17 protein-coding genes are annotated in these 15076 nt (G+C 65.8%); 6 read left to right on the top strand and 11 right to left on the bottom strand.

Features of this window, described 5'->3' with window-relative positions:
* Positions 1 to 15 precede the first annotated feature (15 nt).
* On the bottom strand, positions 16 to 1233 hold the full coding sequence (locus FHR04_RS08885) for an adenylosuccinate synthase (RefSeq protein ID WP_139402567.1): 1218 nt from the start codon (positions 1231 to 1233) through the stop codon (positions 16 to 18).
* A 171-nt stretch (positions 1234 to 1404) separates the two neighbouring features.
* Entirely contained in the window at positions 1405 to 1830 is a 426-nt protein-coding gene (locus FHR04_RS08890; RefSeq protein WP_139402569.1) for a secondary thiamine-phosphate synthase enzyme YjbQ, read from the bottom strand.
* 52 nt (positions 1831 to 1882) lie between these two features.
* Between FHR04_RS08890 and FHR04_RS08895 the strand changes: the two genes are divergently transcribed.
* Entirely contained in the window at positions 1883 to 3151 is a 1269-nt protein-coding gene (locus FHR04_RS08895) for a hydroxyacid-oxoacid transhydrogenase (RefSeq protein WP_139402571.1), read from the top strand.
* Between the two features lie 15 nt (positions 3152 to 3166).
* On the opposite strand, the gene FHR04_RS08900 is transcribed toward FHR04_RS08895, so the two are convergent.
* Genes FHR04_RS08900 through FHR04_RS08910 form a run of 3 tightly spaced genes read right to left on the bottom strand, consistent with a single transcriptional unit; the run spans position 3167 to position 4660 of the window.
* Positions 3167 to 3511 (bottom strand): YraN family protein, encoded by a 345-nt coding sequence (locus tag FHR04_RS08900; RefSeq protein WP_039686100.1) that lies wholly within the window; start codon positions 3509 to 3511, stop codon positions 3167 to 3169.
* A 13-nt stretch (positions 3512 to 3524) separates the two neighbouring features.
* Positions 3525 to 4202 carry an HAD family hydrolase gene (locus FHR04_RS08905; protein ID WP_139402573.1) on the bottom strand — a complete coding sequence of 226 codons (678 nt, stop codon included), beginning with the start codon at positions 4200 to 4202 and terminating at the stop codon, positions 3525 to 3527.
* A gap of 11 nt (positions 4203 to 4213) precedes the next feature.
* Positions 4214 to 4660, bottom strand: a complete 447-nt coding sequence (locus tag FHR04_RS08910) for a putative dsRNA-binding protein (RefSeq protein WP_139402575.1) — start codon at positions 4658 to 4660, stop codon at positions 4214 to 4216.
* Positions 4661 to 4699: 39 nt separating this feature from the next.
* On the opposite strand from FHR04_RS08910, the gene FHR04_RS08915 reads away from it, so the two are divergent.
* The gene (locus FHR04_RS08915; protein WP_139402577.1) at positions 4700 to 5194 is read left to right on the top strand and encodes a hypothetical protein; all 495 of its coding nucleotides are present in this window, start codon (positions 4700 to 4702) and stop codon (positions 5192 to 5194) included.
* A 70-nt stretch (positions 5195 to 5264) separates the two neighbouring features.
* Positions 5265 to 5492 (top strand): PspC domain-containing protein, encoded by a 228-nt coding sequence (locus tag FHR04_RS08920; protein ID WP_139402579.1) that lies wholly within the window; start codon positions 5265 to 5267, stop codon positions 5490 to 5492.
* 64 nt (positions 5493 to 5556) lie between these two features.
* Here the strand turns inward: FHR04_RS08920 and FHR04_RS08925 are convergent, their stop codons facing one another.
* The 4 genes from FHR04_RS08925 to FHR04_RS08940 all read right to left on the bottom strand — a co-directional run bounded on the left by FHR04_RS08925 (position 5557) and on the right by FHR04_RS08940 (position 7898).
* Entirely contained in the window at positions 5557 to 6033 is a 477-nt protein-coding gene (locus FHR04_RS08925) for a hypothetical protein (RefSeq protein WP_139402581.1), read from the bottom strand.
* Between the two features lie 4 nt (positions 6034 to 6037).
* Positions 6038 to 6334 carry a hypothetical protein gene (locus FHR04_RS08930; protein ID WP_039686112.1) on the bottom strand — a complete coding sequence of 99 codons (297 nt, stop codon included), beginning with the start codon at positions 6332 to 6334 and terminating at the stop codon, positions 6038 to 6040.
* 29 nt (positions 6335 to 6363) lie between these two features.
* Entirely contained in the window at positions 6364 to 7473 is a 1110-nt protein-coding gene (locus FHR04_RS08935) for a M20 family metallopeptidase (protein ID WP_249039049.1), read from the bottom strand.
* 113 nt (positions 7474 to 7586) lie between these two features.
* Positions 7587 to 7898: a hypothetical protein gene (locus FHR04_RS08940; RefSeq protein ID WP_245616367.1), complete on the bottom strand. Its 312-nt coding sequence runs from the start codon at positions 7896 to 7898 to the stop codon at positions 7587 to 7589.
* Between the two features lie 301 nt (positions 7899 to 8199).
* Between FHR04_RS08940 and FHR04_RS08945 the strand changes: the two genes are divergently transcribed.
* From FHR04_RS08945 to fumC, 3 genes are all read left to right on the top strand, one after another.
* Positions 8200 to 10140 carry a S9 family peptidase gene (locus FHR04_RS08945; protein ID WP_139402583.1) on the top strand — a complete coding sequence of 647 codons (1941 nt, stop codon included), beginning with the start codon at positions 8200 to 8202 and terminating at the stop codon, positions 10138 to 10140.
* A 77-nt stretch (positions 10141 to 10217) separates the two neighbouring features.
* Entirely contained in the window at positions 10218 to 10676 is a 459-nt protein-coding gene (locus tag FHR04_RS08950; protein WP_139402585.1) for a hypothetical protein, read from the top strand.
* 33 nt (positions 10677 to 10709) lie between these two features.
* Entirely contained in the window at positions 10710 to 12104 is a 1395-nt protein-coding gene (gene fumC / locus FHR04_RS08955; protein WP_139402587.1) for a class II fumarate hydratase, read from the top strand.
* Positions 12105 to 12270: 166 nt separating this feature from the next.
* Here fumC and FHR04_RS08960 read toward each other — a convergent pair whose 3' ends face one another.
* Positions 12271 to 14088, bottom strand: a complete 1818-nt coding sequence (locus FHR04_RS08960) for an NPCBM/NEW2 domain-containing protein (protein WP_139402589.1) — start codon at positions 14086 to 14088, stop codon at positions 12271 to 12273.
* A 701-nt stretch (positions 14089 to 14789) separates the two neighbouring features.
* Positions 14790 to 15005, bottom strand: a complete 216-nt coding sequence (locus FHR04_RS08965) for a hypothetical protein (RefSeq protein ID WP_039686125.1) — start codon at positions 15003 to 15005, stop codon at positions 14790 to 14792.
* Positions 15006 to 15076 lie beyond the last annotated feature (71 nt).

A 15076-nucleotide genomic window follows, 5' to 3' on the forward strand; every position in this document is an offset into this window, starting at 1 on the left:
CCCCTGGCCCTCAGCTCAGTTCCAGCTCACCGCGCCGTAGGTCTGCTCGCGGGCCGGGCCGCAGGAGAAGATCACCACGGGGCAGCCCACGGTTTCCTCGATCAGGTCGAGGTACGCCTGGGCCTCTTTGGGCAGCGTATCGCGGCTGTCCGCGCCGTCGGTGGTGGCCCAGCCGGGCATGTTCTTGTACACCGGCTGGCCGCCTTCGTCATAGGCCACGCAGACCGGAATGATGTCCAGGCCGGCCAGAATGTCCATCTTATTGATGACCAGCCCGTCCAGGCCGTTCACGTCCACGGCGTACTTCAGCAACGCCAGATCCAGCCAGCCCACCCGGCGCGGGCGGCCGGTGGTGGTGCCGTACTCGTCCCAGGGCTGGCTGCCGTCGCCGCGCAGGCGCAGGATTTCCTCGTCGCCCGTGACCTCGGTGACGAAGGGGCCGTGCCCGACGCGGGTGTTGAAGGCCTTGGCGACGCCGTAGACCCGGTGCAGCGCCTTGTGGTTCACGCCCGCGCCCACCAGAATGCCGCCCACGGTGGGGTGGCTGCTGGTCACGAACGGATACGTGCCGTAGTTCAGGTCCAGCAGGGTGGCCTGCGCGCCCTCGAACAGCACGTTGCGGCCCTCGGCGATGGCCTGCCGCAGCTGCGCCCCGGTGTCCTGCACGAAGGGCAGCAGCGCCTCGCGGGTGGGGGCCAGGGCGTCCAGGGCCACCTCCACTGAAGTCCAGCCCGCGTCGCGGGTGCTGTTGGGTTTGGCCTCCAGCAGCCGTTCCAGGCGCTCACGCAGCACCGCGTCGTCGGCCAGATCGCCGAAGCGCAGGCCCACGCGCCGGGCACGGTCGGCATACGCCGGGCCGATGCCGCGCCCGGTGGTGCCCACGAAATCCTTGCGGCCGTCCACGTACTTGTGGTGCGGCAAGACCAGATGGGCGCGGTCACTGATCCGCAGCTCCGGATCGATGCCCGCGTTCATCAGATTCTGGCGTTCCTCCAGAAACTTGTCGGCGTCGATGACCATGCCGTCACCCAGGATGCTGACCGCGCCGAGATGCAGCACACCGCTGGGCAACAGGTTCAGCTTGAAGGTCTGGCCCTTCGCCGTCACCGTATGCCCGGCGTTCGCGCCGCCCTGAAAGCGCACCACGAACTCCGCCTGTGGGGCCAGGAAATCGGTGATCTTTCCCTTGCCCTCGTCGCCCCACTGCGCCCCTAAAATTGCAATTCCAGGCATCTCAGCCCCTCGGCCATGCGCGCAGACTTGCCTCGTCCTGCCCTGGCCCTTGCGGCACGAGCAAAAAAAAACACGGCGCACGGCACCGTGCCTCAGCTTAACGGATGGCGGCGCAGGTGGGGTGAGGTTGTGTAGGGGGTGGGGGTGTCGCTGGCCGGGAGGGGTGCCCCCTCAGTCCGCCTCTCCCATCAGCGTCAGCACCAGCCGCCGCGCTCCGCCACTGTTGCGGTGTTCACACAGATAGATGCCCTGCCACGTCCCCAGCGCCAGCCGCCCGTCCCGCACCGGCAGGCTCAGGCTGACGCCCAGCACGCTGGCCTTGATGTGCGCGGCCATGTCGTCGTCGCCCTCCAGGGTGTGTTCAAACCCCGCCCAGCCGTCGGGCACGGCGTGATTGAAGTAGCGCTCGAAGTCGCGCCGCACGTCGGGGCTGGCGTTCTCGCTCACCGTCAGGCTGGCGGAGGTGTGCTGGATGAAGACGTGCAGCAGGCCCACCCGCACCCCGGCCAGTTCGGGCAGCGCCGAGACCACCTCGCGCGTAATGAGGTGGAAGCCGCGCGGGTGGGGCCGGAGGGTCAACTCGCGTTGGTGCCACATGCCGCCCAGACTACGCCGCAGTTGCTACAGTCGGCCCTATCAGGGGGCAAAAATGAACGACGAGCGGGAAACGATTTTTACCGTGGAGGCCACGCCGGTCAAGTTCGGCCCCGGCGCGGCGCTGGAGACCGGCTGGGAACTGGGGCGGCTGGGAGCGCGGCGGGTCTTTTTTGTGATCGATCCGGAGGTGCGGCGCCTGGGTCTGGCCGAACCCGTGCTGGACAGTGTCCGGGCCGAGGGCATTGACGTCACCGTGTACTCGGACGTGGAGACCGAGCCGACGCTGGCGTGTTTCGAGCGGGCGGTGGCGGCGGCGCGGGCCGCTGGGGCAGATGCCTTCGCCGCGCTGGGTGGCGGCAGCGCCATCGACATCGCCAAGGTGGCGAATCTGGTGGTCTCGGACGGGGGGGCGATCATGGAGTACGTGAACGCGCCGGTAGGCAGAGGCCGGCAGCCGGGCGAGGCGTTGCGCCCGCTGCTCGCCCTGCCCACCACCCCCGGCAGCGGCTCGGAGGCCACCACCGTCGCCATCCTGGATCTGCCGGAACTGCGCATCAAGACCGGCATCAGCCACCGCCGCCTGCGGCCCGCGCAGGCCATCGTGGACCCGCAGCTGACCCGCAGCGCCCCGCCCGCCGTGATCGCCTCGGCAGGGCTGGACGTGGTGTGCCACGCCGCCGAGAGCTACCTGAGCCGCCCGTACACCTCGCGCCCGCGTCCGGCCACGCCCGGTGAACGGCCCCCGTACCAGGGCAGCAATCCGGTGGCTGACCTGTGGTCCGCGCAGGCCATCCGCAACGGCGGCCAGTTCCTGCGCCGCGCGGTGAGGGACGCGGCGGACGAGGAGGCCCGGGGCGCCATGATGCTCTCGGCCACCATGGCGGGCGTGGGCTTCGGCTCGGCGGGGGTGCATATTCCGCACGCCTGCGCATACCCGATCGCGGGCCTTAAACACGACTACCGCCACCCCGGCTACCCCGGCACCAGGAACTTCGTGCCGCACGGCTTCAGCGTGATCGTCACCGCGCCTGCCGCCTTCCGCTTCACCTTCGACAGCGCTCCGGCCCGGCACCTCGCGGCGGCCACCATGCTGACCGGGCAAAGCTATGCGGAGGATGACCGCGACGCCCTGCCAGAGGCGCTGCTCTCACTGATGCGCGACGTGAATGCTCCGCTGGGCGTGCGCGAATTCGGCTACGACGATTCGGACATTCCCGCGCTGGTGGACGGGGCCATGAAGCAGCAGCGCCTGCTGAACGTGGCCCCGCGCACGCCCACGGCGGACGATCTGGCGCGGATCTTTGCGGAATCGATGGGCTAGGCTGCTGGGCGGGCGTTATTCCAGCACGTCCAGCAACCCAATGGCGCCGGTCTCCGCCGCGCCGTCAATGGTCAGCACTTCCAGGCGGCACGGCAGATCGTCGCGGCCCAGTTCACGGGTCAGGTAGGTCAGCGCGGCGCGGCGCATCAGCGCCAGCTTGCGCGGCGTGACGCTCTCGGCGGCGCTGCCGTAGCGGGTCTGACGGCGCTGGCGCACCTCGGTGAAGACCAGCATTTCCCCAGCCTCGCGGGAAACGATGTCGATTTCACCGCCGGGAATGCGGTAATTGCGGGCCAGAATCTCGCGGCCCAGTCCCAACAGGTGGGCGGCGGCGCGGGCCTCGGCGTCCGCGCCTTTCAAGAGGGGCTTGGCGTCAGGCCAGCCACGTCGCCCAGTTCGTGAAGTCCGGCACCGCCAGCGACGCGCCCGCGTCCAGCAGCGCCTGTTCGGAAGAGGTGGTGGTCAGCGCCACGACGCGGCAGCCGGCCCCGGCCGCACTCCTGACCCCGTTGACGGCGTCCTCGTGGGCCAGACAGTCGGCGGCGTTCAGGCCTAGCCGCTGTGCGCCCAGCAGGAACGGTTCGGGGTGCGGTTTGCCGCGCGTGACGTCCTCGCCCAGCACGCGGGTGCCGAAGCGTTCGCCCAGGCCCAGCGCCCCCATGCCGAAGTCCACGTTCACCCGGTCGGCGCTGGTGACCAGGCTGTAGGGAATGCCGCGCCCTTCCAGGGCGTCGAGGTAGCTGCTCAGGCCCGCCACTTCACGCAGCTGACCCAGGGCCAGATCGCGGTAACGCCCCTCCTTGGCCTCGTGGAAGCGGGCGATCAGTTCGGCGTCCGGATACTGGCCGGTCAGGCGCTCGATGATCTCCGGGTTGCGGCCACCGTCCACCTTGGTGTCCAGGTCATGCTCGGTCAGGCTCAGGTTCAGCACCTCGGCGGCCACCTCCTGCCACGCCTGACGGTGAAAGGCGTTGTTGGCGGTCAGCACACCGTCCATGTCGAACAGCACGCCTGCCGGACGCCACGGCCAACCCACGGCGCTGTTTTGCATGGTGCCCTCCTTCACTGGCCGTCTTCCGGGCCGTGGCCCAGATCAGCCAGCAGATCGCGGTACAGCCGGGCGGCGTCGGCACGCACCTCGTCCAGCGTGGCGTCCTCGGAGGCGAGGTCAAGGGCCGCCTCCAGCGCCGCTTCCAGCACGCCGGAGTAGATCGGCCAGCGGACGGGAGGCCGGGACTGGACGGAAGATTGGGCCTCATCATCCGGCAACTGCGCATCCAACTGCGCGTCACTGACGCCGTCCAGGGCGCGCAGGGCCGCCTCTGCCGCCAGCCTTTCGGCGTCCTTCTTGCTGCGGCCCTCGCCGCCCACGCCCAGCACGTGCCCGCCGGCGATCACCTGCACGCGGAAGGTGCGCTCGTGCGGGGGGCCGTGCAGCTGCGCCTCGAAGATCGGCGTCCCCTGCCCCTGGTTGAGCAGGCGCGCGATCAGTTCACCCTTGGCATTCATGGCCCCAGACTAGGGCATGGTGAGGCGTTAGCCTGTGGGATGCGCCTGCCCCTGACCCTGCTGCTTCTTGTCTGCGCCACCGGACTGGCCCAGGGGGCGGCACCATCCGCCGCGCCGCCCCGCAGTCCCCTTCAGCCGGGTCAGGTCTGGACGCTGGAGGCCGTGACCGCCGAAGGCGAGACGTTCCAGACCACGCTGCGCCTGGGCCGCCAGCCGCCGCAGGGCACGCCCGTCAGCTACCTCGCGGATCGGGGGGTCATGCTGCTCGACGTGGCGCACGCCTCACTGATCGCCCTTGACGTGGCCGACGCGCAGGACGGCGGACTGGCGCTGGCCTGCGCCTACGTCGGCCCGCTGGAGGGGCAGCGCTTTGGGGGCGTGCTGGCCGCCGCCCCGCTGGAAGGGTTGCCCCCCTTGCTGGAGGTAGCCCTGGCCGTTTTCGAGGTGGCCACCACGCCCGAAGACCGCGCTGAGGCCAGCGCCGAGGTGGGGTTGGGACGCTGCACGCTGACCCTGAAGCAAGAATCGGCCTGACTTTCGATGGAGGAAAACCATCCACCAAAAGGCTGTTTCGCACAGTTCATGCGCGGCGCAAACTGCGCGCATGGAAAAGAAGCTGATTCGCGACATGAACAGAAAAGTGCTGGGCGGCGTGGTGGCGGGCTTGCAGCGCAGCTACGCTCCGCAGATGGATCTCTCGCTGCTGCGGGTGCTGGTGGCGGTGGGCGGCGTCCTGATTCCCCCGCTGACCCCCGTCGTGATCGTGGCCTACGGCGTACTGTGGATCGTCGCGCCACGCTCGGACCGGATGGCCTTGCCGCCCCTCGCCTGATTCCCCAGCAGGACGCCACCGGAAGAACTCCCTCCGGTGGCGTCCTGCTGTTCAGGCGTCTCCTCTATTCAGAGGGACAGTCCTGCCGTGTCCCGGCCACGCGTTCGGCCAGGGCACCCAGGCGACGGCGAAGGCCCAGAAGATAGAGGTCTGGCGGCACTTCCTCGCCGAGGCACCACACCCGGACCTCGCGTTTCTCTGCGGCCCGCAACAGGGTATCCAGCACCAGCAGCAGGTGCTGGCGGCCCGCCCGTGCCTCGGCCAGCAGTTCGGGCAGGGTCATGTCGGCCAGCGGGGCAGTTCTGCGCAGCGGCAGTCGGTCCCACTCGTCGCCCAGACCGATGCGCATCTCCATGCCCATCTTGCGTTCCATGCCGATGCTGCCGCGCAGGGTGTCCTCGGCCCCTGCGCCCCAGTGGGCCGACTCCAACACCTCGGCATGCCGGGCGCTCAGCTCATCCAGTTGGCGGCGGACAGTGGGCACGTCGGTGGTCCGGGCCTCGGCGCGCAGCACGTCCAAAGGGTGGGGTTCGGCAGTCATGGCTTCAGTCTTCCCACTCGGCCACCGGCACGAAATCTACCCCATCGCCGCTGGTGGACAGCACCTGATAGCGGTTGTTGAACTGCACCACCAGCTCGCCCCGGTCCAGATGCTGCGGCGAGACCACCGGCTTGCGGAACACGTAGTTGCCGTCGTCGTCGATGCCGATGTGCGCTCCCTTGGTAAAGCGGAACTCGACGATCTCGCCGTGCCGCGCCGTGCGGACGCGCACGCGGAAGGTCTGGGCGTCGTCCTGCTTGACGTTGGGGTTGGCGGGCGGTTTGCGGAACAGGTTGAACATGGGGCCTCCGGGCGTGACCAGGGAACAACTCAGATTTCTTGCAGCAGGCGGGTCAGCAGCCGCACATGGTCAGGCCAGCGGTCCAGGCGGACGTGTTCGTGGCTGGCATGTGCCCCGTCGCCGGGGGCGCCCAGGCCGTCCAGGGTGGGCGACAGCGGCGCGGTAAAATTCCCGTCGCTGCCGCCCCCCACGAACTCATGACCCACCGTGAACCCCAGCTCCTGCGCGATGGCCTGGGCCTGCCCGAACAGGCGCATGGTGTCCTCGCCCTGCTCGAAGGGCGGACGGTTCAGGCCGCCCCGGATGGTCAGCGTGACGCGCGGGTCGTCGGGGGTCAGGGCCTGCACGGCGGCGGTAACGCGTTCGGCCTCGGCCAGGGTGGCCACGCGCAGGTCCAAGTCCAGCACGCATTCGGCCGGCACCACGTTGACGGCGCTGCCGCCCCGGATCAGCCCCACGCTGATGGTGGTGCCGACCTCCGGACGGGCCAGCGCCTGCACCGCCAGGACGGCTTTGGCCGCCGCCGTGATGGCGCTGGCCCCCTCCTCGGGCTTGTTGCCGGCGTGGCTGGCGACGCCGTGAAAGTGCAGCGAGAAATGCCCGGTGCCCTTGCGTCCGGTTTTCAGGTGGTGGCTGTCGGCCACGGGCGGTTCCACCACCAGCACGGCGCGGGCGTTGCGGGCGGCGGCCTCGATGTGCGCGCGGCTGCTGGCGCTGCCCGTCTCCTCGTCCGGTGACACCAGCACCTGCACGCCGCCCGCAGGCCAGCGGTGCCGCAGCGTGCGCAGGGCGTGGTACAGCCCGACGATGCCGGCTTTCATGTCGTAGGTGCCCGGACCGTACAACCGGTCGCCCTCCTGGCGCCAGGGCATGGTTGCCAGGGTGCCATGCGGCCACACGGTATCGGCATGGGTCAGCACCAGAATCGGCTTCTCATTGTAGACGGTTCCAAAGTTGAACAGGCGGGTGCCGCCGGGCAGGGCGTGCGTCTCGGCGCCCAGATCGCGCGCCCACTGTTCCATCACGTCCATGACGCGCGAGATGGCGGCCAGATCGCTGGACGGCGACTCGATCTCGACCAGCGTCCGCAGATCGTGCAGCATGGCGTTCAGTTCAGGATGGTCGGCTGAAGATGACATGGCCGCATGCTACCCCGGCCTGCCAGACCGTCGGCACGGCCTGAAGTTCAGCAAAAGAGACCTCCGGCGCGGCGCCGAAAGCCGGCGGTCTGCCCCGAAGGTCTGCGGGGCGCTTAGGTGAGCAGGGCGATCTGCTGGGGCGTGGCCCTGAACTTCGCGCGGCCCTTGAGGTACAGGTCGTGCACCACTTCCTTGCCAAAAATCCGGCCCAGGTGGGTGCAGGTGACTTCCAGGGTTCGGGTCTCGCCGCGCTCCGCGCTGATCTTGAGCCGCACGACGCTGGTGGTCCCAGGCACCCAACTGCACTGCAGGTCCTGCAGGGCGGGCGGGGTCTGGGCCGGTCTGGTCGGGGAGCGAACAGCCAGCGGCGTGGCCTTGGGGGCAGGCTGCTGGGTGCGGGCGGATGAGGGTTGAGGAGCAGTCATAACGGGCCTCCAGAAAGACGGAAACGAAGATGGGGGTGCTTTGATCTGCGGGCATCGCTGCAGCTCCAGAACGGCAGGCCAGACCAGCGGACATGAACGCCGGAACATCGACGCCGCGCCGCGAAACGGGGCTGTACCTGAGAGGTGGAGTCGGTGGTGCCGGTCTGTCTAGCCTAGCTGACCCTTTTCTGATGAACGGGAGTTTGGACTCAATTGGTCTTGACCATTTCGTCATGAATCGCTGATCGTCTGAGGTGAAAAAATCGCGTGGGAGGCTGCAGGACGGGTTATCCTGCAGGCCATGTCCAATTCATTGCCCGGTCCCGACAGCCTGCTTGCCCTGGCCTTTCCCTCCGATCCGCAGGTCAGTCCGGACGGCGGCAAAGTGGCCTTCGTGCTGGCCCGCGTGGAGGAGGAAGACCCGCAGAAAACGGACGCGGAGTTCGCCAGACCGCGCTACAAAACCCACCTGTGGCTGAGTGACGGCGGCCCGGCACGGCAGCTGACCCACAGCGAGGGCCGTGACAGCTCGCCGCGCTGGTCACCGGACGGTGAGACCCTGGCCTTTGTGCGAACCGTCAACGGGCGGGGTGGGCAGCTGTATCTGCTGCCCCTGGGCGGCGGCGAGGCCCGGCGCGTGACCGGGTTTAAGGGGGCCGTGCAGGACGTGCAGTTCAGCCCCGACGGACGCTTCCTGGCCTTTTTCAGCGGCGCCGACGACGAGGACAAGCGCGACGAGCGCGGCGAGGCCCGCGTCATCACCCGCCCGCGCTACCGCTTCAACGGGCGCGACTGGCTGCCCGAACGCCCGGCCCGGCTGTGGCGCTACGACATCGGGGCCGACACCGTGACCGAGTGGCATACCCCCGACACCGAGATCAACAGTTATACGTGGCAGCCGGATTCGGACGGCGTGCTGTTCGTGTCCAGCGCCGATGAACTGGCGGCCACCCAGGGCCAGCAGGAGGTCTGGCAGTTGCCGCTGGAGGGCCAGCCCACGCAGCTCACGCACTGGAACTCAGGCATTGGGGCGCTGATTCCACACCCGGACGGGGGGCGCTTCGTGCTGGTGGGCCGCCCCGAAGGCAAGGGCAGCCCGGAGAACAGCCACCTGTTTCTGTTCGAGGCAGACGGTTCGTGGCGGCGACTGGACGAGGGCCACGATCACGGCGTCGGCAACATGGTGGGCGGGGACTGCCATGTCGGGGCGCTGCCCGAAAAGCCGGTGTGGCTGAACGAGCACACGCTGCTCTTTTCCAGCACCGTGCGCGGCAGCTGCGGCCTGTTCCGCGTGACCCTGGACGGCGAGGTCACCCCACACGATCACGACGCCCAGACCGTGATTCCCTCCTTCACCGCGCGGAGCGGCGGCGTGGCCCTGATCCGCGAGCGCGCCGACCGCTTCCCCGAAGTAGAGCTGAACGGCCAGCAGGTCACGAATCTGCATGAGCGCCTGACCTTCCCGGCGCGTCCCCCCGAACGCGTGACCTTCCAGAACGACCTGGGCGAGGGCGAGGGCTGGGTGCTGTTGCCGGGGGGCGAGGCGAAAGTGCCCTCGATCCTGAGCATCCACGGCGGCCCGCACACCGATTACGGCCACGCCTTCATGCACGAATTCCAGCTGTTCGCGGCGCGCGGCTACGGCGTGTGCTACAGCAACCCGCGCGGCAGTGCCGGCTACGGTCAGGCGTGGGTGGACGACATCCACGGACGCTGGGGCGGCCCCGACGCGGACGACCTGCTGAACTTCTTCGACCGCTGCCTGGAAGCCCACCCGCGTCTGGATGGCAACCGCAGCGCCGTGATGGGCGGCAGCTACGGCGGCTTCATGACCAACTGGATCACGGGGCACACCACGCGGTTCCAGGCGGCCATCACCGACCGCAGCATCTGCAATCTGCTGAGCTTCGGCGGCACGTCCGACATCGGGCTGCGCTTCTGGGAAGACGAGCTGGGCCTGAACTTCCACCGCCGCGCCGACGCCCTGCGGCTGTGGGACATGAGCCCGCTGCAATACGTGGAGAACGTCAAGACGCCCACGCTGATCGTGCACAGCGTCCTCGATCACCGCTGTCCCATCGAGCAGGCCGAGCAGTGGTACGCCGCCCTGACCCTGCACGGCGTTCCGGTGCGCTTCGTGCGCTTTCCGGAAGAAAACCACGAGCTGTCCCGCGCGGGCCGCCCAGACCGGCGCATCAAGCGGCTGGAGGAGTATCTGGGCTGGCTGGAAGAGTGGCTCTGATGGTGAAAACCCTCTGTTGCCTCAGCTTGACCCTTTGCGCGGGGACTCAGGCAGGCGGCGCGGAGCCAGCTCAGCCCTTGACGCGCCTGAAAGCTTTAAAACAGATTCCGGGAGTCAACGACGTGCATGAATTTGCGCCACCGTTTTCTAAGGGGGCCACCCACCAGATACAAATATGGGTCGGCTCCAGCACCACCGAAATACTGGGCTCGCTGGGAACGACAGATTTCGGCGGACAGATCAACTCGGTGCTGCTGTGGGTTGACGAGCCGCTGACCACTGCCGTTCAGAAACAAGCGCTTGCAGCTGTGGCGCGTGGGGTGCTGGCGCGCTGTCAGATCGGAGTCAGTGGCGCGCAGCTCCGGTGGGTCAGCGCAATTGCTGCACGCCCCTGGATGCAGTTGACGTTTCAAGAAAAAGTTCTGGGGCAACTCCACATCGGCTGGGGGGAAGGGGAGGCCCTGAAGGTTGGTTCCCGATACGGTAGCGGCCTGAGCCTGCTGTGGCCTGGCAATCTCAGCCGCTGGGACCTGTAAATCCCGTCCCTCTCCTGTTCTAAACTCTTCTCCATGACCCAAACCCGTAAAGAATCCGACACGATGGGCACGCTGGACGTGGCTGCCGACCGCTACTGGGGCGCACAGACCGAGCGCAGCATCCACAACTTCCCGATTGGCCGCGACACCTTCGTGTGGGGCCGCCCGATCATCCGGGCGCTGGGCATCCTGAAGAAGGGGGCGGCGCAGGCCAATGCCGAACTGGGCGAACTTCCGCAGGATGTGGCCGATCTGATCGTGCAGGCCGCCGACGAGGTGATCGCCGGGAAACTGGACGATCACTTTCCGCTGGTGGTCTTTCAGACCGGATCGGGCACCCAGAGCAACATGAATTCCAACGAGGTCATCTCCAACCGCGCCATTGAGATCGCGGGCGGCGAGATGGGCAGCAAGAAGCCGGTGCATCCCAACGATCACGTCAACCGGGGCCAGAGCAGCAACGACACCTTTCCCACCGCCATGCACATTGCCGTGGTGCTGGAACTGAACGAGCGGTTGTACGGCGACGTGGGCAAATTGCGGGGCACCCTGCACGCCAAGGCCGAGGAATTCGCGGGCATTGTGAAGGTGGGCCGCACCCACCTACAGGACGCCACCCCCATCACGCTGGGTCAGGAAATCGGCGGCTGGGTGGCGCAGCTGGATTACGCGCTGGCCGAGGTGCGGCACGCCGGGGAAGGCCTGCTGGATCTGGCGATTGGTGGAACGGCGGTGGGCACGGGCCTGAACGCGCATCCACAATTCGGTGATCTGGCCGCGAAGAAGTACGAGGCCGAAACCGGCTTCGCCTTCCGCAGCGCCGAGAACAAGTTCGCCGCCCTGAGCGCCCACGACGCCCTGGTGCAGACCTCTGCCGCGTTGCGAACCCTCGCAGGCGCGCTGATGAAGATGGCGAACGACGTGCGCTGGCTGGCGTCCGGCCCCCGCAACGGCATCGGCGAGATCACCATTCCTGAAAACGAGCCCGGCTCCAGCATCATGCCTGGCAAGGTCAACCCGACGCAGAGCGAGGCGCTGACGATGGTAGCGACGCGCGTGTTCGGCAACGACGCCACCGTGGCCTTCGCGGGCTCACAGGGCAACTTCCAGCTCAACGTCTTCAAGCCGGTGATGGTGCACGCGGTGCTGGAAAGCATCCGCCTGATCAGCGACGCCTGCCTGGCCTTCAATGACCACTGCGCGGCCGGTATTCAGCCGAATCTGGACAAGATCCAGCACAATCTGGACATCAACCTGATGCAGGTCACCGCCCTGAACAAGCATATCGGCTACGACAAGGCGGCGGCCATTGCCAAGAAAGCACACAAGGAAGGCAGCAGCCTGAAGGAAGCGGCGCTGGGTCTGGGTTACGTCACAGACGCGGAATTCGACGAATGGGTCGTTCCGCTGGAGATGACCCGCAACTGAGGCACAGGCACCCGTCCCACTGGCCTTCTGCTGAAAGGCCAAATGGATCGGGACGGATAGAGTTCATCCACCATCCTTCCTACAGGACGAAGAGTGGGTCTGCCGTATGTAGCAGACCCACTCTTCGTTGTGGCCCAGGCAATGGAGGCCCGCTGTTCTTTGGAACTCAGTTCGAGCCGACGCTCATGCCCGCGGCGCGGAACTTGCTCTGCCACAACTGGTACTCCTGCTTCTCGGTCTCCAGCGTTACCGTGCCGGACCAGGAGGTGTTGTTGTAGCAGGTGCTGGTGCAGTCAGCGAACCAGGTGTTGTTGAACCAGGTACTGTTGTTGCTATTCACGCGAGTCCAACCAATCAGATTGTCGTGGACTGTGTTGTTAAACCAAGTCTTGCTGCGTTGGCCGTTATTAATGTCCCAGACATAGATACCGACGTTCTGAGCCTTATTGATCTGGCCGGTAGGCAGGCGGCCACTCGACAAAATACGGTTGTTGAACACCTTGTGATCGTGTCCTCCAGCAATGCCAACGCCTTGATTGGAGGTGCTGACAATCTGGTTGTTATAAACGTCTACGTAGCCACCCGCCTCTGTCATGTTGCCTACCGGGCCGTCGCCCAGCATGATGCCACCACCAGAGTAGGAGCCATCTAAGGGGTCAACAGCAAAAGCGCCCTGAATGTAATTGTCATGAATCTGAATACGGCTGCTGGAGGTACCGCTGGTGGAGTACAGATTGATGTTCTCCTCCAGAGAGCTCTTGCCCGGCTCGTTGATTACCTCGTTCCACGCAATCTCAACGCCGGCGACTCCCTGAACTTTGGCGATCTGAGCAAACTGAACGTAATAGCGCTGACCGTTGTAGCCACCCTTGCCGTCGCTCTTGCGCCCATCAATATTCTTGACCTTGTTACGCAGGATTTTGATGGTCTGCCCCGAACCCTTGCCGTTGAACTGATTGACGTAGATGCCCGAGGTTCCTTCCATATAATTGTTCTCGACGCGGAGATTCCGAAGTTCCTCGGCAGCGATAAAACGCCCAGCGTGTTTGCCTGAGACGTTGGGATTCAAACCGTACGCGTTGGAATTGCGTACCGTCAGGTCCATAAACCAGCCACGAATCAGTTCGCCGCGCCCACGCAGGTTGGAGCCTTCGATCACGACAGGCTCGCTGGTCTTCACGTACACAGCAGGTACGTTGGGATCCATGCTCTCCCAGTTGCCGCGGTAGGTGCCACCCTTGGTAATCACCAGCGGGCCGCTGTACTTGACATTGTTGGATGGTGGAGGCGTGGGCGCGGGGGCAGGAGGCGTGGGCTTGCTCGAGACATTACAATCCACCAGGACTGCCCCGCCCCAGTCGGCGTGATCATAGTCAATGTTGTCGCCCGCATCGGTCACCACCAGCTTCAGTTCCTTGCGCCCCGAAACGTCCACGTTGACCGTCTTGGCCTGGTCAGCGCCGGTCATCTTCCCGCTGTCGAACAGCTTGATGCCGTCAGCATAGACCTTAAACACGACGCTGCCCCGGTTGCCCACCTCATCGTCCAGGCCAACATCGCTGATAAAGCGGCTGCACTTGCCGGCAAGGTCGAAGGTCATCGAGGAATTGGCATGCACGCCAAAACCGTTGTCGTACTTCTTGCCCTGGATGGTCAGTTTGCTTCCATCGTTGCTGCCCTTCTCGCCGTTGCTCATGTTGCGCTCGACTGGACCCCAGCCGCTGGTGGCGGCCGTCCAGGGTTCGCTGCTCAGGGGATTGTTGCCCGCCTTGAGGTCCTGGGCCTTCAGATCGGTCAGCCCATTGTCGGAAGAAACCCAGGAGTGGTCCATGCCGTCGTAGATGAACTGACTGCCGTCACGTCCATCGACCTGAGGCTGTTCCGCTTGCGGCTGCGGCGCGGCGCTCTGCTGGGAGCAGGCGGCCAGCGTCAGGGTCAGGGCGAGGGCGGTCAGGGAGAAGGCCGTACGTTGGGACTGGGGCATGGTGAATTTCCTCTTGAAATGGGACTTGGATGACTTGATCGATTCAGGCTGTGGGGCAAACCTGCAGCGTGGCCTTGATCGCGTCGGGCGGAGGGCTGGGCTCGGCTCAGGATCAAATCTCTTCCTATCGCCAGAGCGCCGCCGTGGTGCTTGCTCAGTCACCTTAACTAAATCTTATTAGAGGCGTCTGCATAATGGCCGCGCATTAGGCTTCTCATGGCGCTCACAATGAGATCAATTCGCTTCTCATGCTGAATATTTCATACCTTAAATGAAGTGACGCGAACGACGAAATAGACAGTCCACCACGCCTGTTTGAGATGATGAACCTGATCGATTCCTGACGCTATGACTCGCCGATTCAGTGAACTCTTTCCCGGGAGGCTCTCTCTCATCTACGGGCGTTCAACGGGCATCTGCAGGAGGGGTCATCCCCTGCTTTAAGATCGTCAGGTCGTGTCCTTCTGTTCCCGCAACAAAGCCCCTCCCACTTGGCAAGGAGTTGCTCTCCCGCACAGTGATAGGCAAGGGACGTGAGCAGGAACGACTCAGCTCATCAAGACAAAGGCTATGTGCCCGCAGAGAAACTGAGGGTGGAGAAAATCGGAGGTCCGAGAAGCTCCAGTAAAAGACATGGGACGACCCAGCTGAGTCGTCCCATGTGGGTCAATGGATCCCACCACCCCTAGTCTGATTCTGGCTCAGGCAACGGATTCACGGACGAGGCCACCCGCCAGTCCATCAGACATCCACAGGTTCACCTGCAGGTTGCTGCTCGCCGGAACCAGTCCAAGCTCTTCTGTGGGCACGGCCCAGCGCTCACCCTTCGCGCTTCTGACGAGTACCGAGATGACCAACGCCACCAGCAGGCACAGCGCGACGGCGGCGGGCAACAGCGCGATCATCAGGAAGGTCATGCCCTACTGTGCCTGCAGGGGCCTGTCCAGACTCTGACAGGTTTTTGTCAGCGCCTGCATTAAGGGTCATT

The sequence above is a fragment of the Deinococcus radiopugnans ATCC 19172 genome (assembly GCF_006335125.1).
In the GTDB taxonomy this organism is placed as follows: Bacteria; Deinococcota; Deinococci; order Deinococcales; family Deinococcaceae; genus Deinococcus; species Deinococcus radiopugnans.